Below are 21912 nucleotides of genomic sequence, written 5' to 3'. Positions count from 1 at the left end.
AATTTTGTGACTAACACCAGCATAATAAAAAGGATACGCTCTGTTGTAGTGGTTTTACCAGCATCAATGTGCGCAGCAATACCAATGTTTCTTGTGAATTTTAAATCTCTTGACATCTTATGTTTTCAATAATTAAAAACGGAAATGTGAGAACGCTTTGTTGGCTTCAGCCATTTTGTGCGTATCTTCTTTCTTTTTAACTGCAGCACCTTCACCTTTAGCAGCTGAAACGATTTCTCCTGCTAATTTTTCTTTCATGGTTTTTTCACCACGTCTGCGTGCATAAGAAATTAACCATTTCATGCCTAAAGCAATTTTACGGTCTGGACGAACTTCTGTAGGAACCTGGAAGTTAGCACCACCAACACGGCGTGACTTAACCTCTACTGCAGGCATTACATTAGTTAAAGCACGTTTCCATACTTCTAATCCGTTTTCACCAGCTTTTTTCTCAGCTAATTCTACTGCATCATAAAAAATAGAGTAAGCGATAGATTTTTTTTTTTCATCGTACATCATATTGTTTACAAATCTTGTACCTGAACATCGTTAAATTTCGGATCAGGAAGGATAATTCTCTTTTTTGGTTTTGACTTTCTCATTTTCTGTTCCTCCTGATTATTTCTTTTTACCTTTTGTTGGTGCGGCAGCTACTTGACCTGGTTTAGGACGTTTAGTACCGTATTTTGAACGACGTTGGTTACGACCAGCAACTCCTGAAGTATCTAAAGCTCCACGGATGATGTGATAACGTACACCTGGTAAATCTTTAACACGACCACCACGGATCAATACAATGGAGTGCTCTTGTAAGTTGTGACCTTCTCCAGGAATATAAGCGTTAACTTCTTTTCCATTGGTCAAACGTACACGTGCAACTTTACGCATTGCTGAGTTTGGTTTTTTAGGGGTAGTGGTATATACACGCGTACATACACCTCTTCGCTGTGGACAGCTGTCCAACGCAGGAGACTTACTCTTGAACTCCAGTGCTACTCTACCTTTTCTAACTAATTGTTGAATGGTTGGCATTGTTTTTGTTTTTTTCTATATTGTTATTAAAAACTTTACCCCTCAATAAGGGACTGCAAAGGTAAGACAATACATTTTATAAATCAAGGGGTTAACTATAATTTAATGCCATTGAAACAGAAAAAAACAAAAACACAGACTTACAGGCTATTTACGGGATAAAGAATGTTTATTTTTCCCGCAGCGACGGAGAAATTCTTCCCGTATCAGGCAAAGCTTTAAAAGTTTTATAAGCATTCATTAAATAGAATCTGAAATCTTCCTCATCCAATTTATCCAGCACTTTGAGCGAGGGCCGGTAAAGCACCATAAAATAATCCAGCTCTGCTCCTTTCAATGGAGTCAGCGAAGTAACGGCACGTTCATTAAATCTTTCGTCTATTTTACGCTCATTTTTTTCCCTTTCTAAATTCCGTTTAAAACGCCTGGCATCCCTGCCCTCTTTTCCAAACATCCTCGAAGGAGACAGCCTAAGCGGCTTATTCTGAACCAGTTTTTGAACCAGTTTTGTAAATCGTGCTTTATGGTACACATCGACGTATTCTATCTCCGGATTAAAAGCACCAGCCTTAATTTCTACAGTATGTAATAACTTATTATTCAGTGAAAGATATCTTTTCACAGGTTTCAGGTTAATCAGAAAAAGCGTATCCGCTAAATAACCCGGCTGATAAAAGATGATCACCTGACTAGCCACAGCCGCAATACTGAATTCACCTTTAGCATTCGTCAATGTTTTTTTTCCGTCTGCTGATTAAACACTTCGACCTGTCCCAGCCTTAACTGAGTTACCCTGTCGGCAACCGTCCCATGCAGTTCTTGTCCCTGAACAGAGATCCCCAAAAATAAGATGAAAAAATAATAAACTTAACCGATGAAACATATTTCTTAAAATTACCTGAATTAATTGTAATCCGGAAAAATGTTTGAATTTATCTATGCAGCTTACTAATGAAAAGTATTCAGATAAAGCTTTTCGACTTTTTTACGTGCCCACTCCGTTTTCCTTAAGAAAGTCAGGCTGGATTTTAAGCTTGGGTCATTGTTAAAACAGGCTATTTTTATCAATACACCCAGTTCAGGCCATCCATAATGCCAAACCAGTTGTTTGAGAATAAACTCTAATGTTTTCCCGTGTAAAGGATTGTTAACCTGTTTCTCTTCCGACATAAAATTTCCCTGTGCTGACAAAGATAAAAAACTTGCTGTATATCCAGTCACGATTTGGGGTTGTATGATGATCTCTTATACTGATTAAACTATTACCATATACCTCCACCTCATTTATTCTATATATTTTTCCTTAGGTTTGTATTCAATAGCATCACTTTTCATTAAATAACAATCATATGAACTTGAATTTAGGAGATTTCGTTCGTTTTGTAGACGAAAATATAGAAGGGTATATTACCCGTATAATTGACAAAGACACTATTGGCGTAACTGATTCAAATGATTTTGAAATTCCAGTACAAGCTTCTAAAGTAACCCTGGTACATGGTGAGATCCCAGATGAGAACACAGTAGTTTCCAATCGTCAGACTGTAGTTGTCCCGGTTGCTGAATTCATCAAAGAAGGAGTTTATCTTGGCCTGATAACAGATCAGCACAGTACAGCAGTTGCCCATTTCAATTTACTAAACGAAACATCTTTCCAGATCCTTGCTACTTTAACTACAGAAAAAGACGGAAATTATAAAGGTGAATTTGCAGCAGTTATCCCTGCACACAGTGCTAAGAAGATCTTCTCTGCAAATCTTGGGGATATACAATTATGGCCAAAATTCAATATTGAAGTTTTGTTCTCTACCGCAGCAAATGTTGAACCTCCTGCTCCACTTATCTATCGTGAAAGCATCAAAGGAAAAGACCTTTCTGTAGCCAAAGTAGAGATTGCCTTATTGAAACAAAAAGGCTGGTTAATCAGACTGGACGAGCCTGCACCATTAATAGACGCACAAAAATTAAAAAAAAGTTTTTTTAAAGCCCGCTAAATACGGCTTTCCTTTCTGCGATAGAAAAGAATGAGAGAATTTAAATTTACCTATACCTTAAATACAACAAGCCGCTGGACTTATAACCTGCTGGTCAAATGGGGAGTGCCCGAAGATCTGGCAGCTTTTGTCAATCTTTTCCTGCTCCTTTTTGCGCTGATCATTATTGTATATGTTTTCCACCATGTGGTAAGACGGCTATTGCGTATCGTATTGATCCGTTTCAGCAAGCGTTCAAAAATTAAGTTCTTTCATCATTTACTCAACAACAGGTTTCCTCACTTCTTAGCGCAGTGCGCACCACTGATCCTCGTCAATGCGGTTATTCCGATCTTATTTTCGGATTTCCCTGACATGATCAAACCAATGAATGCCATAACAGATGTATATATGGTGTTCATTGTAATCTGGATGATGATGGCCCTGATTAAAGCCAGTGGCGATGACCTCCGTACTAAATCTACTTTTCGTGAGAAACCAATAGATAGCTACATCCAGGTAGTAAGGATGATCCTGTACCTTGTTGGTGCAGTAGTTATCTTTTCACATTTAACCGGGCAATCTCCCATTGCGTTTTTTACAGCAATGGGTGCGATATCGGCAGTATTACTCCTGATGTTTAAAGATACGATCATGGGTTTCGTAGCCAGCATCCAGGTAACAGCCAATGACACCGTCAGAATCGGAGACTGGATCACCATGGCAAAATACGGAGCCGATGGTGATGTAATTGCCATTAACCTGACTACCGTTAAAGTACAGAACTTTGATAAAACCATCACCACCATTCCTACTTACTCCCTGATTTCAGATTCCTTTCAGAACTGGCGCGGAATGAGTGAAGCAGGCGGGCGAAGAATAAAACGAGCAATTCTGATCAAACAGGCCACCATCCGTTTTATCACCCCTGCCGAAGTCGAAGAATTCAAAAAGATACAGTCCCTGACCAGTTATATTGAACACAGACAGAAAGACATTGATAAAAACAATGAACGCTTAGGCATTGACAAGTCCCTTTTTTTAATTAATGGCAGAAACCTGACTAATGCCGGACTCTACAGAAAATACATCGATAACTATATAAATGCCCATTCAGGAACCCATAAAAAGATGACTATGATGGTCAGACATCTGGCTCCCACCCCTAATGGCTTACCTATTGAGATTTATGTATTCACCAGCACCACGAAATGGGCAGACTACGAATACATCATGGCAGATATCTTTGATCATATGATCGCAGCAGCCCGTTACTTTGATCTTCAGATTTACGAAACAGAGGCATCAGGAGATACCACTACTATTAGTTTTAACGATCCGTTAACAGTTAGCCACCCCCCATCTCCTCAACCACGCCAGGCAAAGCACGAGCAATAAAAAAAAAAAAAGCAAATTAAATCATGCTGGTTTTTTTATTGCTAATAATACATGTGCTGATCTATTTAAACCACGTATTATTTGTTACATCCACATCAGGCAAAACCTTTCCAGGATCTAACTCCACAGAAAGTAATTCTTCTGTTGTTGTTGGATAATTAACCGTCCAGCTCTTATTCCTCATCCAAACATCCACCGGTATCTTAATATTACCCACTTTACCATTCTTATCCTTTACCTGCAAAATAATAGGCATTGGCATCTGCTCAAGATTAGCTACAACAATATTATAGCTCTCAATTTGTCCGCCATTCTTCACCGGTGTTACACTTGTAATTGCCTGATCCATTTTCCAGTTCTCCAAAAACCATCCTTTCCAGAACCATGAGAGATCTTCACCTGCTCCATTTTCCATAGAACGGAAAAAATCATAAGGTGTAGGGTGTTTGAAAGCCCAGTGTTTAATATAATTTCTGAACGCGTAATCAAAACGATCAGCTCCTAAAACTTCATTTCTCAAAATCTGAAGGCCAATAGCTGGTTTAAAATATAAATTCTGACCAATGTTGTTTTCTACCATCGCATCCGGACTTAACAAGATAAACTCTCTTTCTGGTTTCGCCATAGCTTTAGCTGCCGCCTGCATATATATATCATGCGGAGTTTTATATTCTCCGTTATTAAAAGCTTCTTTAGATATTCCATTAATGAAAGTATTGAAGCCTTCATCCATCCAGCCATACTTACGTTCATTGCTACCTACAATCATTGGGAACCAGCTATGACCAAACTCATGATCTACCACACCCCATGCTTCTGCACCTTTAGCCTTCCAGCCACAAAAAAACTATTCCTGGATATTCCATACCACTAATATTTGAAGCAATATTAACAGCCATTGGATAAGGGTACTCAAACCATTTATTTGAATAATGTTCAATGGTAGATTTGACATACTCCACACCCCTACCGTAACTATCCCGACCATTACTTTCTACTGGTTGCGCCGAAACTGCCAGAGATTTTTTACCACTTGGCAGATTGATCTTCGCCGCATCAAGCACAAAAGCTTTAGAAGAAGCAAAAGCTACGTCTCTTGTATTAGACATTTTATATTTCCAGGTCAGCTTATCTTTTGCTGGACGGGATTTAGGATCCGGTTACTTCATCAGCCGTACGGATTGAAACCGTTTTATCACTTAATTTTGCTGCATTCCATCTTTTGAACTGCTCAGGAGTAAATACTTCTTCAGGGTTCAGCAACTCACCAGATCCCATTAAGATATGACTTGCAGGAGCAGTAATGCTATAATTTACATCTCCATATTCACAATAAAACTCTCCAGCTCCCCAATAAGGCAGCGTGTTCCAGCCAATCACATCATCATAAACGCATAACCTTGGGAACCACTGTGCAATAGAATAAATCTCTCCATTTTTAGTAGTCAAATGTCCCATACGATCTGATCCGTTGATTGGAATCACAAAAGAATAATTCATTTTTATAGTAATCAATTCACCATTTGCAGCTAAAGGCTTATCCAGACGGATCTGCATACGTGTATCTTCAATAATAGAAGTGAATTTAACCCCTTGTGCTTTTTGAGAAACAGCAAGGTCAGTAATTTTATAACCACCATTTACCTTTTCACCTCTTGCACCATAGCGGCTTCCCACTTTGATCAGTCCGTTACCTCTCGAATTTTGTTCAAAAAGGTTCTGATCCAGCTGTAACCATATATAAGGTAGCTGGTCAGGGCTATTATTCTTATAAGTTATCGTTACCGTCCCGGTCACTGTATTTTTTTTTCGTCCAAAACAGCAGAAATATTATAGTCTGCTCTGTTCTGCCAATATTTTGCACCCGGATAACCACTTGCCGAACGGAACTCATTTCCATTTTGCGTGTAAAACAGCGGGCTAAAAGCCAGGTGAGGATCATACTTACTATCGGCACCTTGCTGCTGTGCCTGCGAATTGATGCTAAAAGCAAAAAACACTACAAAAAGGAGTGTTCTCTGGATAAATTGATGGTTCATTATATCGGGGTTTATGTGTTGCTGAACGGACTAGTTTTTCTCTGGTTTTTTCATAGGAGGTAGTTTTCTTTGTTCAGGAGGTAATTTTAACCAGGTCTGATAAGCAACGGCAATATATAGTAATCATAATTGAAAGGATCTTCAGCTTTGACTCTTTCTACTGTAGGCCGGTAAAGCTCAATAAATTCTTTTAGCTCCTGTCCTTGTAATTTGATTAAACTATTTATATACTCTTCGTTAAAATACTGGCTGATTTCGGCTTCGTATGCTCCTCTTTCTTCAAGTGCCTTTTCTTTCGCTCTTTCTCTTCTTACTTTTCCAGAACCAAAGGCCAGTCCAATTCCACCAGCACGCTGAATATTCTGTGTTGGAGAAATTCCGTGTACACGCTCAAACCCCTTCGCTTTAGGATCTCTCAATTTCAGGTCTTTGGAAAGTTTTGCACTTTGGATATCAACCTGTTTTAATGTCGTAGACGAGGCAGGAAGATAAATAGTTTTAGATAACATATTGGTCAGATACAAGGTATCTGTATGAAAGCCTGGTAAAGAGAACTCCAGCAAATCGCCCTTGCTCGCTTTAATAGCAAATTGTCCGGCAGCACCGGTAAATGTGTGGTTTCCTTATTATTCAGGTTTCTTACTGTTACCTTTTGAAGAGGGAAACTCTTGTTATCATAATCAAATACGCCACCCGTTATTCCGGTCTGCGCAAATGTATATAGTGGTATTGTCAGGAACAATACGACAATTAATTGCTTAAATGTTTTCATTGTGTTTGTTTTTCGATATTGCTGCCATTCCTCTTTTAAAGAATTCCAGAACATACGTGGTTTTTTATAAGTGCAGGTTTCAAAGATAATTCAGTTTGCCCCCGCATCTTATTTTTTAACAAAAATTAACAGGTAATTGTTCCCCTTTACAAGAATAAATTAGACAACTGCTAATAATTTGCTATACAATTCTTCATCAAAACTAATCAGAATTGCTTTACCGTCCTGCTCTATCACAGGTCGTTTAATCGCACTGGTATTATTCAATAAAACTGCTATAGCCGATTTTTCGTCTTTAACTGCTTGTTGCTGTTCTGGCGTCAGCTTTTTCCAGGTAGTCCCTTTTTTGTTTAGAACTACTTCCCAACCAAAGACAGCACACCATTCGTGGAGCTTTTCAGCTGTTATTCCCTGCTTTTTAAAATCATGGAACTCGTAGACTATGCCATTGTCTGTTAACCACGTTCTTGCTTTTTTAACTGTATTACAATTTGGAATTCCGTAAACTATCATCTGTATAAAATAAAAATTAAAGATACCGATATTTCCTCATTCGTCACATTTTTTGGGTCATTCATCACATTTTGACGCTAGAAAGAAAAACGCTTTGTACTATTGCAGAGGAATCCGAGTATAACAGTTAATTCCATCCACATGAAGATAGATATCAAAGATTTAAGCAAAATAGAATTCTGGGCAGTTAGTATTATATATGGCTTTGCCATAATGATGTTGATCTCCAACGGTTCAGATAACAATATTTCAATCCCTTATAATTTTAAAGAGGCCAGAGTAAGCTTTAGTTACCTTTCCAATTATTTCCTTCCAGGATTGTTTAAGTACTCTATTCTTTATTTCAGCAGCTTCCTCTTACTCAATTTTTGCTGTCTGCCACCCTTATATCAAAAGAAAAACACAGGCATTAACCTTTCTATTCTGTTTGGCGTTTATTTATTTTCAGGATTGGTGCTGAGTATAGCCCAAACTTATAGTCATGCCTATGCGCTGGTTGAATACGATGACCTTGACGAAGCTTACAATCATATTTTTTTTAAGGGCTTTGCTTACGCCGGATGGGTAATCGTCCTGACTGCAATCTATGTTGCGCTGAAAAAGCTGATTATTCACCTCGTAGAAAACAAAGGAGAAGAGAGTAATAAAAGAATGAAGCTGGAAATTGCATTCGCATCTGCCTTCTGGTTTGCCGGCATATTGGTATGGCTTACCATAGGAGTAGATTTTGATGTTATTCTTTGCTGGACTCTAGTGATCGGATCCTGTACATTTCTTACTATATATAGTATTTACTATCTGATTCCAACGACCCTCACTCAAGGAAAAAAGTTCCGCCATTTTTTTTTGGCAAGAATATACTTTTAACTGTTCTTTTTTCTATCCCTCTGGGTCTAATTGCTATCGTAATTAGTGGAAGAGGTGAAATGTTTCCTATAGTCAATGCCTTTCATATCTCAGCCCAGATACTGATTAGTACACCGTTGGCCTGGTACATCTATAAAACAAGAAATGCTACCGATCAGCAGATATTCACACTCAAAAAAGAGTTAGGAAAATCCGATGCAAATCTTGGGTTCCTTAAGTCACAGATCAATCCTCACTTTCTTTTTAATGCTTTAAATACGCTTTATGGAACAGCACTGCAGGAAAAAGCCGACCGCACAGGTGAAGGCATACAGAAACTCGGAGATATGATGCGTTTTATGCTCCATGAAAATATGCAGGACAAAATTTCATTGACCCGGGATATCGATTACTTAAATAATTATATCGAGCTGCAAAAGCTCAGAACTTCTACCACGGTAGACATTCTGATCAAAACAGAAATTGAAGAACAGCTTGGATTTGCAAATTTCGCCCATGTTATTGATTCCTTTTGTTGAAAATGCTTTTAAACATGGTATTAGCTTACAATCGCCTTCACATATCAAAGTCACTCTGCAAACCAAAGCAAAGACATTATACTTTGACGTCAATAACAGCATCCATTTAAAAGCTGACGGTGATCCGGAAAAAATAAATAGCGGTATAGGCCTGCAAAATGTAAAACAACGTTTAAATTTACTCTATCCTAAAAAGCATGAATTGATCATCAGAGAAAGTGCAAAGGAGTTTTTTGTACATTTAACGTTGAACCTGGATTAAAAAATGATTGCCATAGCCATAGATGACGAGCCCATAGCATTGGATGTGGTAAAATCACACGCCTCTAAAGTATCTTTTATTACACTACAAGCTGTATTTACCAATGCGTTTGACGCAATTGCTTTTTTACAGCAAAACGAAGTAGACCTTATCTTTCTTGATATTAAGATGCCTGATATCAATGGCATCGACTTTTTAAATAGCTTAAGTAACCCGCCGCTTGTTATCTTCACGACTGCATATGCAGAACACGCGGTCAAAGGGTTTGAATTGAATGCACTGGATTACCTGCTTAAACCTTTCTCACTAGCCCGTTTTTTAAAAGCCTGTAATAAGGCAGAGGAACTTTATAGCTTGCGCAAAAAGGCAACGAATAATACACAGTCAGCACATGTATTCATTAAAGATGGCTACGAACAGATTAAAGTAGCAATTGATGACATCCTGTTTATTGAAGCCGCCGGTAACTATACCCAGATTAATTTACTGGACAGCTCATCGTTAAGTACCAGGATGCCAATCAGCGATATGCACGCCTTGCTGCCTGCTCAAAAATTCATCCGTACACATCGTGCTTTTATTGTTGCCAAAAGTGCAGTAACAAGATTTGACCGGAACCAGGTATGGATCGGCGATAAAATCATCCCAATAGGGCCTACCTATGCCCAATGTCTGCAAGAATTCTAAGAAAAGTTAAAATTTTAACATACGCTTAAAAACAAATAGCATATTTTACGCCGACTCCTAATCCATGCGTATTTATCTGTATAATTGTTAGTTATTTTAGGTCTTTTGTATTTATATATTACGCAGACACTAAATAATTAGCAATATTAACCATCTGATTTTCAAAGTATATATGTTCAAATTAACGTTTAAACAGCAGGTATTAACAGGCTTTATTATTTCCTTGTTATTCGTTCTCCTCTCCGCAATCACTTCCACAATCAGTATTCGGAAGACAAACGAAGATGCAAAATGGGAGAATCACACCTATGACGTAATTGATGTCGCACAAGACATAGAATTGAAATTATTAAATTCCGAAACCTCTTTAAGAGGCTATATCATTACACAGCGTAATGAATACCTGGATACTTACACCAAAAATATTCATCAGATCATTCCCAAAGTTAAGGAAATGCAACGGATGACAGCTGATAATCCAGATCAGCAGCAGCAGAGAATGGACTCTCTTGAATTGTATTCTGCACAGAAAGTAAAAGATATGGAGGATATTCTTCAAACTAACAATACGACTGGTAAAGATGCTGCCGTGCAAATGGTCCTGACCGATAAAGGCAGGGCTATGAAGATGAATATGCTCAGACTTAATAACGATGCTATAAAGGCAGAGAAGGGGTTACTCAGCGTAAGAACAGAGAATAGGATCAATAGTGCCCAGCAATCTACAATTACTGTTGTAGTTAGTGCAATAATCATTTTCGGGCTTATTTTATATCTGTTCAGTTTTATCAAAAGAACATTTGATGAACAGAAACTAACAGAAATAACCATCAGAGAGAATAACAATCAGCTGGAGACCCTTTCAGAACAGAATAAGCAAAAGAACTGGTTATTATCCGGCGCATCCATGATCAATGAATCCATGCGTGGAGAACAGGAAACGGATGAATTATCCACACATATCATTACTGAGTTATGCACTTATCTCTCAGCATCTGTGGGTGCATTATACTTATTTAATCCCAAAAGACAAACTTTACAGCTGAGTGGTGGCTATGCTTACCCGGAAAAGAAAGGCAGAATTAAAGAAATCACCATAGGCGAGGGTATGGTAGGCCAGGTTGCATTGGAGAAACGCATTAAACAACTCAATGATGTTCCTGCAGATTACCTGAAAATATCTTCTGGCCTGGGTAATACAACACCCAATACAATTGTTGTATTACCAGTACTCTTTGAAGAAGAGACTATCGCTGTAATTGAACTCGGTCTTCTTGCTGAGCCTACTGAGATTATTAATCTCTTCTTATCAACCATTACCGAAAGTATTGGTGTCGGCATTAACAGTGCAGTTGCAAGAGCTCAGTTACGCGACCTGTTTATGCAGACTCAGCAACAAGCAGAAGAACTGGAAAGCCAGCAGGAAGAATTAAGAACTACCAACGAAGAGCTGATCCATAAATCTGAAGAACTGCAAGCCTCTGAAGAAGAACTCAGGGTACAGCAGGAAGAGCTTCGTCAAACCAATGCCGAACTGGAAGAAAAAGCAAGTTTGCTGGAAGAACGTAATATCTCAGTCAATGAAGCCAGAGAAGCGATGAGCTTAAAAGCAGAAGAGCTCGAAGTATCCAGCAAATATAAATCCGAATTCCTGGCTAATATGAGTCACGAATTACGTACACCATTGAACAGTATTCTTATCCTGGCAAGAATATTAAAAGAGAACAGACCTGAAAACCTAAACGATGAACAGCTCAAATATGCCGGGGTGATTCATAATGCGGGCAGTGACCTGCTCACGTTAATCAATGATATCCTTGATTTGTCTAAAATCGAATCCGGTAAAGTTGATCTTGACATCGAACCAGTAAGACCACAGGAAGTAAAACAGAATATGGAATCTCTTTTTAACGAAATTGCCAAAAGTAAAAAGATAAATTATGAGGTTACCCTCGGCACAGATTTACCGGAGAGAATGATGACGGATTTATCCAGGGCCGAACAAATCATAAAAAAACCTTTTATCAAACGCCTTCAAGTTCACACCTGAAAATGGAGAGATTAAACTAGAGATCAGTACTGCAGATCAGCAGATCAGATTCTATTCTGAAAACCTTAAACACAATAAACAGCAAGTCATCTCCTTTAGCGTAAAAGATTCAGGGATAGGTATTCCGGAAGATAAGCAGAAATTAATATTTGAGGCCTTCAAACAAGCCGATGGCACAACGAGCAGAAAATATGGAGGTACCGGACTGGGATTATCTATTAGTAAAGAACTTGCCAATATATTAGGCGGAGAAATACAAGTAAATAGTGAGCCAGGCACAGGAAGCTGCTTTACTCTTTATCTGCCGGTAGCACATGGTGGACAAATTTCAACAACCGAACCAGAGACCAGACAACATCCTATACCAGTAACGGTGCCTTTTATAGCAAAAGCCCCCATTGTTCAGCCAATAAATAAAAACAGAAAACAGACCCTGTTAATAGTTGAAGACGATCTGGTTTTTGCCGATGTATTGAAAGATTATGCTACAGAAAAAGGATTTGAGCCTCTTCTTGCACATAGTGGTGATGTTGGTTTGGAAATGGCGACAACACAACTTCCGGATGCAATTATTCTGGACATCATGTTACCAGTGATGGACGGATGGAGTATATTGAAACGATTAAAATCAAATCCGCTAACCAAACATATTCCTATTCACATGATGTCTGCCGGAGAGGTAAAGGGTGAAAGGGCTTTAAAAGAAGGGGCAATCGGGTTCTTAAAAAAACCAATTGAAAAAGATCAGCTTGATCATGCCTTCTCTGTTCTGAACTCAGGCCATATTCTATATAATTTCCAGACTGTCCTGATTATTGAAGACCATGAACTGCAAAGTCTTGCCGTTAAAGAGCAGCTGGTAGAAAAAGGAATTGAAGTTGCCCAGGCCTTTACCGGACAAGAAGCCTTAGATATGCTGGAGAAACAAGTATTCGATTGTATAATCCTTGATTTAAATCTTCCGGATGCTTCGGGGTTTGATTTGCTTGATCAGATAAAAACACAAGACAGATTTACGCATATCCCGGTAATTATCAATACCGCAATGGAACTCGATCAGGATAAGATCGCACATATTATGAAATACTCCGAGGCTATGGTTTTGAAGTCGAACAAATCCAATGACCGCTTGATTGATGAAGTAAGCCTGTTCATGAATAAGTTAAAAAAAAAACAGGATAACTTTCAGACTACCACTAAAGGAACGTCCAAAACGAAAACAGTATCCACCATAGAAAAAGTATTGAAAGACAAAACCATATTGATTACCGATGATGATATGAGAAATATCTTCGCGTTATCAAGTGCTTTGCAGGTCTATGACATTAATATTGTAATCGCCAATAATGGTAGAGAAGCATTAGAAAAGTTAGCAGAAACAGAAACGATCGATCTGGTTCTGATGGATATCATGATGCCCGAAATGGATGGCTACGAAGCGATGCGAACGATCCGGGAACAACGAAATATAAGAAACTGCCAATTATAGCGTTAACCGCTAAAGCGATGAAGAACGACCGGGAAAAATGTATCGAAGCTGGCGCCAACGATTATATCGCTAAACCAGTAGATATTGATCAGTTACTGTCCATGTTAAGAGTTTGGTTAAGTTAACATGAGACAGCATACCGACAACCCAGAAGAAGTGATTAGCTATGAGGAACTGGAAAGTCTCACTGATTTCATTAATAATATACATGGTTTTGATTTCAGTAACTATTCTGCCGCCTCACTGAAAAGAAGGGTTACAAGAATTATGCAGCTGCAACAACTAAGTCTTTTCGAATTACGTACATTATTGACTAACGACCATGATTACTTTGAGTATTTTTTAATTGAAGTTACTGTAAACGTGACCGAAATGTTCAGGGATCCGCCTTTTTATAAGTCCGTTGCTGAACATATCATTCCCTATCTCAGATCTTATCAAAGGATCAAAGTATGGAATGCGGGCTGTTCAAGGCGAAGAACTTTATTCATTTGCGATCCTGTTCTCTGAACAGAACTTATATGAACGGAGTTTTTTCTATGGAACTGATATTAATGCAGATGTTTTAGAGTTCGCGAAAAATGGAATATACGATTTGCAAAAGATGAAACATTATTCAGAAAATTATCAGAAAACCGGAGCATTACATACGCTTGCTGATTATTACACTGCGCGTTACGGAGCTGCTTCCATCAACCACTCTTTAAAAAAAAACATGCTGTTTTCAGCACATAATTTAGCTTCAGATGGAGTCTTTAATGAGTTCCAGTTAATTTCCTGCCGCAATGTGCTGATTTACTTCAATACCACCCTTCAAAAAAAGGTGATTGATCTTTTTTACAATAGTTTAGCTAATTTTGGCTTTCTTTGTTTAGGCTCTAAAGAGACCTTAAGAAGTTCTGAAATCGGGCGTTTCAAGATTGTAGATCAAAAAAAAAAAATATTTACCAGAAAATAGCATAAGTCTTCTTTTCAAAAAGATACCACCTTAAAATTATGGAAAAGATTAACATTCTTATTGTTGATGACAGACCCGAGAACATAATCGCGTTAGAAGCCTTATTGGAAAGGGACGATGTAAACCTTGTTTCTACTACCCTGCCAAATGAAGCATTAAGACTAGCTTGGGAAATGGATATTGCGATTGCATTAGTAGATGTTCAGATGCCCGAGATGGACGGATTTGAACTGGTAGAAATATTAAAAAGCAATCCAAGAACCAAAGACATCCTTGTTATTTTTGTAACAGCGATTTCAACAGATGCTAAATATGCAGTAAAAGGGTTAAACACGGGAGCAGTTGATTATTTATATAAACCACTAAACCCATATGTAACTTCGGCAAAAGTAGATTCCTTTTTACAGTTTGTAAGGACACAGCGTGATATTGTTAAAAAGAATAAACAACTTGAAGCCTATCAGAAAGAACTGATCAAAGCAAAAGAACTTGCAGAGCAGGGAAAGAAAATAAAAGAGATTCCTGGCCAATATGAGCCATGAAATCCGTACACCAATCAATGGTATTATTGGTCTGGCGAACCTGCTTGAAAAGACACCACTTACTGCTGAACAAAGTGAGATGATTTCACTTTTACAAATCTCATCCAGCTCTTTACTTGGCGTAATTAACGACATCCTCGATTTATCGAAGATCGACGCTGGTATGTTTAAAATTAACCGTACCGCAACAGATATCGTTGAAGTTTGTCACGCAGTAAACAACCTCTTAAGTATAAGAGCAAAAGAAAAAGATCTTGAACTGATTACTCATTTTGATCCGGATCTGCCTAAAAATGTATCCGCAGATTCTTTAAGACTGAACCAGATCCTCATGAACCTGATTGGCAATGCGATTAAGTTTACCAATAAAGGCAGTGTAACACTAAAAGTAGAAGTCATGGATCGTAAAGGAAATAATCTCCAGATCAGATTTTGCGTGACCGATACTGGTATTGGCATTCCAGCAGAGAAGATGATAAGATATTTGAAACTTTTGAACAGGCAGATGATAACACTACCCTGAATTTTGGCGGTACTGGTCTTGGTTTGTCAATCGTTAAAAACTTATCCCGCCTGAAAGGCGGGATACTTACGGTAGACAGTACTGAAGGCGAGGGCAGCACATTCAGTTTCATTAATTGGTATGAAGTACTGCAGGATATTCCTCAAGTCAAAGAAAAGATCCAGGAAAAACTGCTGCCATTCAGCAATGTAAGAATTCTGGTTGCTGAAGATAACCCGATCAACAAGTTTCTCATTGTTAAGATTCTGAAAGACTGGGAAGTAATTGCCGATTTTGTAGATAACGGACAAGAAGCACTGGATAAACTCAAAGACAACAACTATGACCTGATCCTGATGGATACTTTCATGCCAGTAATGAACGGGCTTGAGGCAACCAAACTCATCAGAACAGACTTCGTACCCGGTAAGAAAGACATTCCCATTATTACCTTCTCTGCCGCTGTAATGGAGAACGATAAAAAAGCTGCTATTGAAGCTGGTGCAAACGATGTGTTAAGCAAACCGTTTGAATTAAGATTATTACATCAAAAAATTTCACATTTCATAGATAAAAAGACATTAATGCTTTAATGTCTTTTTATTATTTATTAAAAGCAGTCATGGTATGCGCTGGTCCTACGGTTACAAAACTCTGGATCAGTGCTACACTTTTTTCAATCAGTGCAGGCAGCTCTGGCAACTCATCCTTATCAAAGCCATTCAATACATAATCCGCCTGTCTTCCTTTAGCAAAATTATCACTGACCCCAAAACGTAATCTTGGATAATCCTGGCTCCCGCAGCTTGCTTCAATACTTTTCAATCCATTGTGTCCGGCACTGCTTCCTTTTAATTTAAGACGTAGTTTTCCTAAAGGAAGTGCAATATCATCTACAATAACCAATACATTTTCCAATGGAATACTCAATTCCTGCATCCAGTAATTCACTGCCCTTCCGCTTAAATTCATATAAGTAGTGGGCTTGATCACATGCAATTTTCTCCCTTTCCAGGATACTTCTGAATAATAAGCTAAACGTATATTAGAAAAAGAGCCACCGAGCTGTTTAACCAGTTCATCGGCAATCTCAAAACCTATATTATGTCTCGTCCCGGAATATTCTGATCCGATATTTCCCAGACCAACTATCAAATATTTCATGCCGCAAAGATAACAGTTTCTGTCAAACCTGCTTCTGATGAAACCATAAGGCACAAAAAAAAAAAAAGCACTGAAATCAGTGCTGCTTTAAAATTACTGAAAGAAATCAGCTTATTTTTTACCTGCTTGTTGCTCAGCTTGTTTAAGAGCTCTTGACATACCAACAGAAACGATTGTATCTTCTGGAGTGTTAGTAATAGTGTAAGCTGCTTTTGCAAGGTCACGTACACGGAATAAATTACCAACTTCTAATTTAGAAATGCTTACTTCAACTACCTGTGGCATATCTTTTGGGAAAGATTTAACACACGAAGTTTACGTAATTTCTGAACTAATTTACCACCCATTTTAACACCTGGAGAAGTTCCTTCTAATCTTACTGGAATTTCCATAACGATTTCTTTGTCATCAAATAACTGAAGAAAATCAACGTGTAATAATACGTCTGTTAATGGGTGAAATTGTAACTCTTTTATGATTGCTTTGGTTTTTGTACCATTGATATCAATTTCTAAAAAGTTTGCTTCTGGAGTGTAAATAGCATCTTTTAATTCTGTAATAACTACAGCAAAATGTGCTTGTTCTTTACCACCATACAATACTGCAGGAACTTTACCTTCATAGCGAAGCTCTTTAGCATCGCGTTTCCCTACGTTCTCTCTTGGAGAACCGCTAATTGCGATTATTTTCATTTTATATTTATTTATTTGTTATTAATATTAAACTCTAAACAGATCACTGATTGACCCATGCTCATTTACATTGGCAATTGCTTTTGCAAATAAACCAGCTGTGCTCAGTACTCTGATTTTGACTTTCCTGTTTTAAAGGAATCGTATCCGTCACAATCAGTTCGGTAAGCATTGAATTCTCAACAGTCTCATATGCTTTACCAGATAACACAGGGTGTGTACAAACCGCTCTTACACTTTTTGCACCTTTTTCCATGATTAAAGCCGCAGCTTTAGCCAATGTTCCTGCCGTATCACAGATATCGTCAATTAAAACAATATCCATTCCCGTTACATCTCCAATAATTGACATAGACTCAATTTCATTGGCACGTTTGCGGCGTTTATCACAAATAACAACCTCTGCATTAAAAAACTTAGCAAAAGTACGTGCTCTGTATGATCCACCCATATCCGGAGAAGCAATAGTCAGATTTTCCAGACCTAAGCTTTTGATATAAGGAACAAAAATCACCGAACCATCCAGATGGTCAACAGGAATATCGAAGAAGCCTTGTATTTGCGCTGCATGCAAATCCATCGTCATAATACGGTGGATACCTGCAGACTTCAACAGATTTGGCTACCAGTTACCAGTTTAGCTCCTATAGCAACTCTTGGTTTATCTTTTCTGTCCTGTCTGGCCAAACCATAATAAGGAACTACAGCAGTAATATAATGCGCAGAAGCTCTCTTTGCGGCATCAATCATCAACAAAAGTTCCATTAAATTATCAGAAGGCTGGTAGGTAGATTGGATAAGAAATACATCACATCCTCTTACTGTTTCATCATAAGAAGGCTGAAACTCACCATCGCTAAACCTGCTTAAGGTTACATTACCGAGTGGTTTGCCGTAACTTTCGGCAATTTTGTGTGCTAATGCTTTTGTACCGGTTCCGGCGAAAAGTTTAACTGGATTAAATTGCAAGGGCATGATTAGACGGGTATCAATGCTGGGTTACGAAAAAATCGGATTGTGAGTAATCACAATCCGATATATTGTTTAGTTGCCCGACCAGGATTCGAACCTAGACAAACGGTACCAAAAACCGTTGTACTACCTTTATACTATCGGGCAATCTTCTCCGACGAAATAACCATGAGTTGTTTCGTTTGGGAATGCAAATATACGCACCTTTTTGATAAATGCAAATCTTCCCCAAAAAAAAAAAAAAATAATTTTAAAAACAGCCTTTAAACCTATCTAACACATTAAAATTTGTTAATGTACGTGGATATATGTACTATTATCAATCTATTTGATTATTTTCGGCTGCATTTTTTTAAGCCAAAATTTTATAATAAAAAAAAATGAACTATTCAAAAATCAATAACCTTACAGGATGGGCGTGCTTTATCCTGGCGGCCCTCACCTATATACTTACCTTAGAGCCTTCAGTAAGTTTCTGGGACTGTGGAGAGTTTATAGCCTCTGCACTTAAAATGCAGGTCGTTCACCAACCAGGTGCACCTTTGTTTTTAATGATTCAGCGCTTCTTTTCGATATTTGCTTTCGGCGATATTCATAAAATAGCCTACTTCATGAACGTGGGTTCAGCGCTGGCAAGTGCTGCAACTATTCTATTTTTATTCTGGTCAATTACTGCCCTGGCTAAAAAGATGGTCATTAAAACTGACGCAGATCTTACTGCAGGAAACATCATCACTGTAATGGGTGCTGGATTTGTAGGAGCTATGGCTTATACATTCTCTGACAGTTTCTGGTTCTCAGCAGTAGAATCCGAAGTATATGCACTTTCTTCACTGTTTACAGCAATCGTATTCTGGGGTATCCTGAAATGGGAAGCCAATGCAGATGAGCCGCGTGCAGACAGATGGTTATTGTTCATTGCCTATATCATGGGTTTATCCATCGGTATCCACTTATTAAACTTATTAACTATCCCGGCGATAGCTTTTGTATACTATTTCAAGAAAACTCCAAAACCTACTAATTTTGGAATCATCAAAACCTTTGCTGTAGGCGTACTGATCCTTGCGTTCGTGCAATACGGTATTATACAGTACGTAGTTTCTTTTGGTGCTTACTTTGACTTGTTCTTCGTTAACACACTTTAGGTCTCTTGGATTTGGATCAGGTGTAGTTTTTTTCGCTGCCCTGCTGATCGGTGCCTTAACATGGGGAATCACCTACTCTATTAAAAAACGTAATAAGTTCTTAAACCTTGCATTGCTATCAACAGCACTGATTATTTTCGGTTATTGTTCATTTGCCATGATCATTATCAGAGCCAAAGCAAGCCCTAACCTGAACAACAGTAATCCGGACAATGCCTTCTCTTTCTTAAGTTACCTGAACAGAGAGCAATATGGAGACAGACCATTATTATTTGGCCCCAACTACAACTCTGAAAAAGTAAGCCTTAAAGAAGGTAAAAACATTTATAGAAAAGGAGATACTAAATACGAAGTAGCAGGTAAAAAAACCGACTATGAGTATGATAAAACTACTCCATTTCCAAGAATGTACAGTGATGATCCAAGACACGTACAGGAATATAAAAGCCTGATGGGTTTTGATGATGCACACTTCCCCGGTTTATTTGATAATATCTCTTACTTGTTTAAATACCAGATTGGCAATATGTACATGCGTTATTTCATGTGGAATTTTGTTGGCCGTCAGAATGACGATCAGGGTGCTGGTATTTACCAGGGTCAGTTCTTAAGTGGTATTAAACCTGTTGATGCGATGATGCTGGGTGACCAGACTAATTTACCCCCTTCTATTGTAGAAAGCAGTGCTTATACCCGCTTCTTCTTCCTTCCATTGATTTTAGGATTATTAGGTGCAGTATGGCATTTCAAACGCAATGAGAAAGATGCAGGTATTGTTGGTCTGTTATTCTTCTTTACAGGTCTTGCTATTGTTTTATATCTGAATCAGAAACCATTGGAACCAAGAGAAAGAGATTATGCTTACGCAGGATCTTTCTATGCCTTTGCCATCTGGATAGGTTTTGGAGTACTCGCCTTAAGGGAATGGGTATTCAGTAAAATCACTCCAAAAAACGGTGCTATTGCAGCAACTACCATCTCCTTATTTGCAGGCCCGGTAATTATGGGTGCACAAGGATGGAAAGCTCATAACCGTTCAGAGAAAATGGTCGCTCACGATATTGCAGTCGATTACCTGGAATCATGCGCACCGAACGCCATCTTATTTACTTATGGTGATAATGATACGTACCCGCTTTGGTATATCCAGGAAGTAGAAAACGTAAGACCCGATGTAAGACTCGTTAACCTGAGTTTATTTGATACGGACTGGTACATCGATGGGATGAAACGCAAGCAGAACGAATCTGCTCCGCTTCCAATCAGCATGAAACCTTCTCAATATGTACAAGGGGTAAGAGATGTGATGTATTACCAGGATTATAAAATTGCTGGTTCAGTAGAATTAAAGAACATTCTTGATGTATTATTGTCAGATGATGATGATGATAAAATTCCATTGCAAAACGGAACTAAAGAGAATTTCATCCCTACTAAGAACTTCAAATTGACCATTAATCCAGAAGACGTAATCAAAACCGGAACAGTTAAAGCAGCTGATGCTGATCAAAAAACTCCTGTAATGGAATGGACTTTCAATAAGAGTTATGTAACAAAAGGTACACTGGCTATGCTGGACATCCTTGCACATAACAACTGGAAAAGACCGATCTATTTTGCAAGTACAGTTCCTTCTGATCAGTTTAACGGTTTAGATAACTATTTATATACCGAAGGTCTTGCCATGCGCTTATTACCGCTTAAAACGGATTCAGCATCAAGCAGAGGAGATTTAGTAAACACAGATATCCTTTACCATAACATGTACACCAAATTCAAATGGGGTAATGTTAAAAATGCAAGTTATCTTGATCCGCAATCATCGGATGATATTTCCATCTTTAATAATGTGTTCAACACAACAATCTCCGGATTAATTAAAGAAGGAAAAATTGCTGATGCTAAAAAAGTAGTAGCGCGTTATTTCGAAGTAATGCCTGAGCGTTTCTACGGTATGCGTTCTATGATGGGTGTTTACTTCTTTGCAGAGAATCTCTACATTTTAGGAGATACGAACAGAGCTAACTCTCGCTTATCGAGAAATCTGCTGATTACATTCAGAAAGAACTAACGTATCTGGCTGATGTTTCAAAAAGCAAAAACAGATTTGTTGGCGGACAAAATGTTCAGTTAGGTTTGCAGTTCCTTAACCAGATGGTTAAAACTACAGCAGATCGAAAACAGACTAAATTATCTCAGAAACTAGCCCAGCAGTTTCAAGGTCTGGAATCGAGATTCTCTATATACTTCCAGCAGCAGGCACAGGAGCCACAAGGCCCTGCACCACAAGCTCCGGAAGAATAACAGAAATAATCTATATTTAAAAGAGGTTGT

General features: G+C 38.3%; 28 protein-coding genes, 1 tRNA gene and 5 pseudogenes. 18 read left to right on the top strand and 16 right to left on the bottom strand.

Translation table 11 applies throughout. The features are described from left to right. Window positions 1–59: 59 nt before the first annotated feature. The 5 genes and pseudogenes from ACWYN3_RS32870 to ACWYN3_RS32850 all read right to left on the bottom strand — a co-directional run. Window positions 60–116, bottom strand: a pseudogene (locus ACWYN3_RS32870) (hypothetical protein); the annotation flags it as partial. A gap of 16 nt (window positions 117–132) precedes the next feature. Beyond that, window positions 133–519 carry a 30S ribosomal protein S7 gene (gene rpsG, locus ACWYN3_RS32865; protein ID WP_456218022.1) on the bottom strand — a complete coding sequence of 129 codons (387 nt, stop codon included), beginning with the start codon at window positions 517–519 and terminating at the stop codon, window positions 133–135. Window positions 520–618: 99 nt separating this feature from the next. After that, entirely contained in the window at window positions 619–1032 is a 414-nt protein-coding gene (gene rpsL, locus ACWYN3_RS32860; protein WP_008244597.1) for a 30S ribosomal protein S12, read from the bottom strand. Between the two features lie 169 nt (window positions 1033–1201). Continuing rightward, window positions 1202–1765: a hypothetical protein gene (locus ACWYN3_RS32855; RefSeq protein ID WP_456218021.1), complete on the bottom strand. Its 564-nt coding sequence runs from the start codon at window positions 1763–1765 to the stop codon at window positions 1202–1204. Window positions 1766–1980: 215 nt separating this feature from the next. Further along, window positions 1981–2253: a VF530 family protein gene (locus ACWYN3_RS32850; protein ID WP_456218020.1), complete on the bottom strand. Its 273-nt coding sequence runs from the start codon at window positions 2251–2253 to the stop codon at window positions 1981–1983. 128 nt (window positions 2254–2381) lie between these two features. Here ACWYN3_RS32850 and ACWYN3_RS32845 point away from each other — a divergent pair, with 128 nt between their 5' ends. Further along, window positions 2382–3026 carry a hypothetical protein gene (locus ACWYN3_RS32845; protein WP_456218019.1) on the top strand — a complete coding sequence of 215 codons (645 nt, stop codon included), beginning with the start codon at window positions 2382–2384 and terminating at the stop codon, window positions 3024–3026. 30 nt (window positions 3027–3056) lie between these two features. Continuing rightward, window positions 3057–4403, top strand: coding sequence for a mechanosensitive ion channel family protein (locus ACWYN3_RS32840; protein ID WP_456218018.1), 1347 nt, complete (start codon window positions 3057–3059; stop codon window positions 4401–4403). A gap of 61 nt (window positions 4404–4464) precedes the next feature. Here the strand turns inward: ACWYN3_RS32840 and ACWYN3_RS32835 are convergent, their stop codons facing one another. From ACWYN3_RS32835 to ACWYN3_RS32805, 7 genes are all read right to left on the bottom strand, one after another. After that, a complete protein-coding gene (locus tag ACWYN3_RS32835) occupies window positions 4465–5208 on the bottom strand; it encodes a M1 family aminopeptidase (protein WP_456218017.1) in 744 nt (247 codons plus the stop codon). A gap of 19 nt (window positions 5209–5227) precedes the next feature. Next, on the bottom strand, window positions 5228–5512 hold the full coding sequence (locus tag ACWYN3_RS32830) for a hypothetical protein (protein ID WP_456218016.1): 285 nt from the start codon (window positions 5510–5512) through the stop codon (window positions 5228–5230). A 40-nt stretch (window positions 5513–5552) separates the two neighbouring features. Further along, a complete protein-coding gene (locus ACWYN3_RS32825) occupies window positions 5553–6200 on the bottom strand; it encodes a hypothetical protein (protein ID WP_456218015.1) in 648 nt (215 codons plus the stop codon). Further along, window positions 6197–6442: a hypothetical protein gene (locus ACWYN3_RS32820; protein ID WP_456218014.1), complete on the bottom strand. Its 246-nt coding sequence runs from the start codon at window positions 6440–6442 to the stop codon at window positions 6197–6199. The genes ACWYN3_RS32825 and ACWYN3_RS32820 overlap by 4 nt, the downstream gene beginning before the upstream one ends. An 86-nt stretch (window positions 6443–6528) precedes the next feature. Next, on the bottom strand, window positions 6529–6951 hold the full coding sequence (locus ACWYN3_RS32815) for a hypothetical protein (protein WP_456218013.1): 423 nt from the start codon (window positions 6949–6951) through the stop codon (window positions 6529–6531). Window positions 6952–6956: 5 nt separating this feature from the next. After that, window positions 6957–7214 (bottom strand): hypothetical protein, encoded by a 258-nt coding sequence (locus ACWYN3_RS32810; RefSeq protein ID WP_456218012.1) that lies wholly within the window; start codon window positions 7212–7214, stop codon window positions 6957–6959. Between the two features lie 159 nt (window positions 7215–7373). Beyond that, window positions 7374–7727, bottom strand: a complete 354-nt coding sequence (locus ACWYN3_RS32805; protein ID WP_456218011.1) for an ArsC family reductase — start codon at window positions 7725–7727, stop codon at window positions 7374–7376. 141 nt (window positions 7728–7868) lie between these two features. Here ACWYN3_RS32805 and ACWYN3_RS32800 point away from each other — a divergent pair, with 141 nt between their 5' ends. The 13 genes and pseudogenes from ACWYN3_RS32800 (at window position 7869) to ACWYN3_RS32740 (ending at window position 16195) form a co-directional block, all read left to right on the top strand. Next, window positions 7869–8594 (top strand): hypothetical protein, encoded by a 726-nt coding sequence (locus ACWYN3_RS32800; RefSeq protein WP_456218010.1) that lies wholly within the window; start codon window positions 7869–7871, stop codon window positions 8592–8594. Window positions 8595–8653: 59 nt separating this feature from the next. After that, window positions 8654–9112, top strand: coding sequence for a histidine kinase (locus ACWYN3_RS32795; RefSeq protein WP_456218009.1), 459 nt, complete (start codon window positions 8654–8656; stop codon window positions 9110–9112). Then, entirely contained in the window at window positions 9090–9374 is a 285-nt protein-coding gene (locus ACWYN3_RS32790) for a hypothetical protein (protein ID WP_456218008.1), read from the top strand. Before ACWYN3_RS32795 ends, ACWYN3_RS32790 begins: the two co-directional genes overlap by 23 nt. A gap of 3 nt (window positions 9375–9377) precedes the next feature. Beyond that, the gene (locus ACWYN3_RS32785) at window positions 9378–10061 is read left to right on the top strand and encodes a LytR/AlgR family response regulator transcription factor (protein WP_456218007.1); all 684 of its coding nucleotides are present in this window, start codon (window positions 9378–9380) and stop codon (window positions 10059–10061) included. A gap of 172 nt (window positions 10062–10233) precedes the next feature. Then, the gene (locus ACWYN3_RS32780; protein WP_456218006.1) at window positions 10234–12111 is read left to right on the top strand and encodes a CHASE3 domain-containing protein; all 1878 of its coding nucleotides are present in this window, start codon (window positions 10234–10236) and stop codon (window positions 12109–12111) included. A gap of 10 nt (window positions 12112–12121) precedes the next feature. Further along, a pseudogene (locus ACWYN3_RS32775) lies at window positions 12122–12364 on the top strand (ATP-binding protein); the annotation flags it as partial. Window positions 12365–12484: 120 nt separating this feature from the next. Further along, window positions 12485–13600, top strand: a complete 1116-nt coding sequence (locus tag ACWYN3_RS32770; RefSeq protein ID WP_456218005.1) for a response regulator — start codon at window positions 12485–12487, stop codon at window positions 13598–13600. Window positions 13601–13617: 17 nt separating this feature from the next. Continuing rightward, on the top strand, window positions 13618–13725 hold the full coding sequence (locus ACWYN3_RS32765) for a hypothetical protein (protein ID WP_456218004.1): 108 nt from the start codon (window positions 13618–13620) through the stop codon (window positions 13723–13725). 1 nt (window position 13726) lies between these two features. Further along, the gene (locus tag ACWYN3_RS32760) at window positions 13727–14110 is read left to right on the top strand and encodes a hypothetical protein (RefSeq protein ID WP_456218003.1); all 384 of its coding nucleotides are present in this window, start codon (window positions 13727–13729) and stop codon (window positions 14108–14110) included. Next, on the top strand, window positions 14058–14558 hold the full coding sequence (locus tag ACWYN3_RS32755; RefSeq protein WP_456218002.1) for a CheR family methyltransferase: 501 nt from the start codon (window positions 14058–14060) through the stop codon (window positions 14556–14558). The genes ACWYN3_RS32760 and ACWYN3_RS32755 overlap by 53 nt, the downstream gene beginning before the upstream one ends. A 38-nt stretch (window positions 14559–14596) precedes the next feature. Continuing rightward, entirely contained in the window at window positions 14597–15100 is a 504-nt protein-coding gene (locus tag ACWYN3_RS32750; protein ID WP_456218001.1) for a response regulator, read from the top strand. Continuing rightward, window positions 15090–15673 (top strand): annotated as a pseudogene (locus ACWYN3_RS32745) (sensor histidine kinase); the annotation flags it as partial. The gene ACWYN3_RS32750 and the pseudogene ACWYN3_RS32745, both read left to right, overlap by 11 nt. Next, complete coding sequence (locus ACWYN3_RS32740; protein WP_456223243.1) at window positions 15647–16195, top strand: ATP-binding response regulator; 549 nt, start codon at window positions 15647–15649, stop codon at window positions 16193–16195. The pseudogene ACWYN3_RS32745 and the gene ACWYN3_RS32740, both read left to right, overlap by 27 nt. A 10-nt stretch (window positions 16196–16205) precedes the next feature. Here ACWYN3_RS32740 and pth read toward each other — a convergent pair whose 3' ends face one another. The 4 genes and pseudogenes from pth to ACWYN3_RS32720 form a co-directional block, all read right to left on the bottom strand. After that, on the bottom strand, window positions 16206–16766 hold the full coding sequence (gene pth, locus ACWYN3_RS32735; protein WP_456218000.1) for an aminoacyl-tRNA hydrolase: 561 nt from the start codon (window positions 16764–16766) through the stop codon (window positions 16206–16208). Window positions 16767–16877: 111 nt separating this feature from the next. Then, a pseudogene (locus ACWYN3_RS32730) lies at window positions 16878–17458 on the bottom strand (50S ribosomal protein L25/general stress protein Ctc). Window positions 17459–17485: 27 nt separating this feature from the next. Beyond that, window positions 17486–18433: pseudogene (locus tag ACWYN3_RS32725) on the bottom strand (ribose-phosphate pyrophosphokinase). Between the two features lie 73 nt (window positions 18434–18506). After that, a tRNA-Gln gene (locus tag ACWYN3_RS32720) sits at window positions 18507–18577 on the bottom strand. Window positions 18578–18810: 233 nt separating this feature from the next. Between ACWYN3_RS32720 and ACWYN3_RS32715 the strand changes: the two genes are divergently transcribed. The 3 genes from ACWYN3_RS32715 (at window position 18811) to ACWYN3_RS32705 (ending at window position 21882) form a co-directional block, all read left to right on the top strand. After that, window positions 18811–19578: a glycosyltransferase family 117 protein gene (locus ACWYN3_RS32715; RefSeq protein ID WP_456217999.1), complete on the top strand. Its 768-nt coding sequence runs from the start codon at window positions 18811–18813 to the stop codon at window positions 19576–19578. Beyond that, window positions 19541–21649: a hypothetical protein gene (locus ACWYN3_RS32710; RefSeq protein ID WP_456217998.1), complete on the top strand. Its 2109-nt coding sequence runs from the start codon at window positions 19541–19543 to the stop codon at window positions 21647–21649. Before ACWYN3_RS32715 ends, ACWYN3_RS32710 begins: the two co-directional genes overlap by 38 nt. A gap of 65 nt (window positions 21650–21714) precedes the next feature. Further along, on the top strand, window positions 21715–21882 hold the full coding sequence (locus tag ACWYN3_RS32705) for a hypothetical protein (RefSeq protein ID WP_456217997.1): 168 nt from the start codon (window positions 21715–21717) through the stop codon (window positions 21880–21882). Window positions 21883–21912 lie beyond the last annotated feature (30 nt).

The sequence above is a fragment of the Pedobacter sp. NJ-S-72 genome (assembly GCF_053890575.1).
This window is presented reverse-complemented; position numbering and strand designations above follow the sequence as displayed.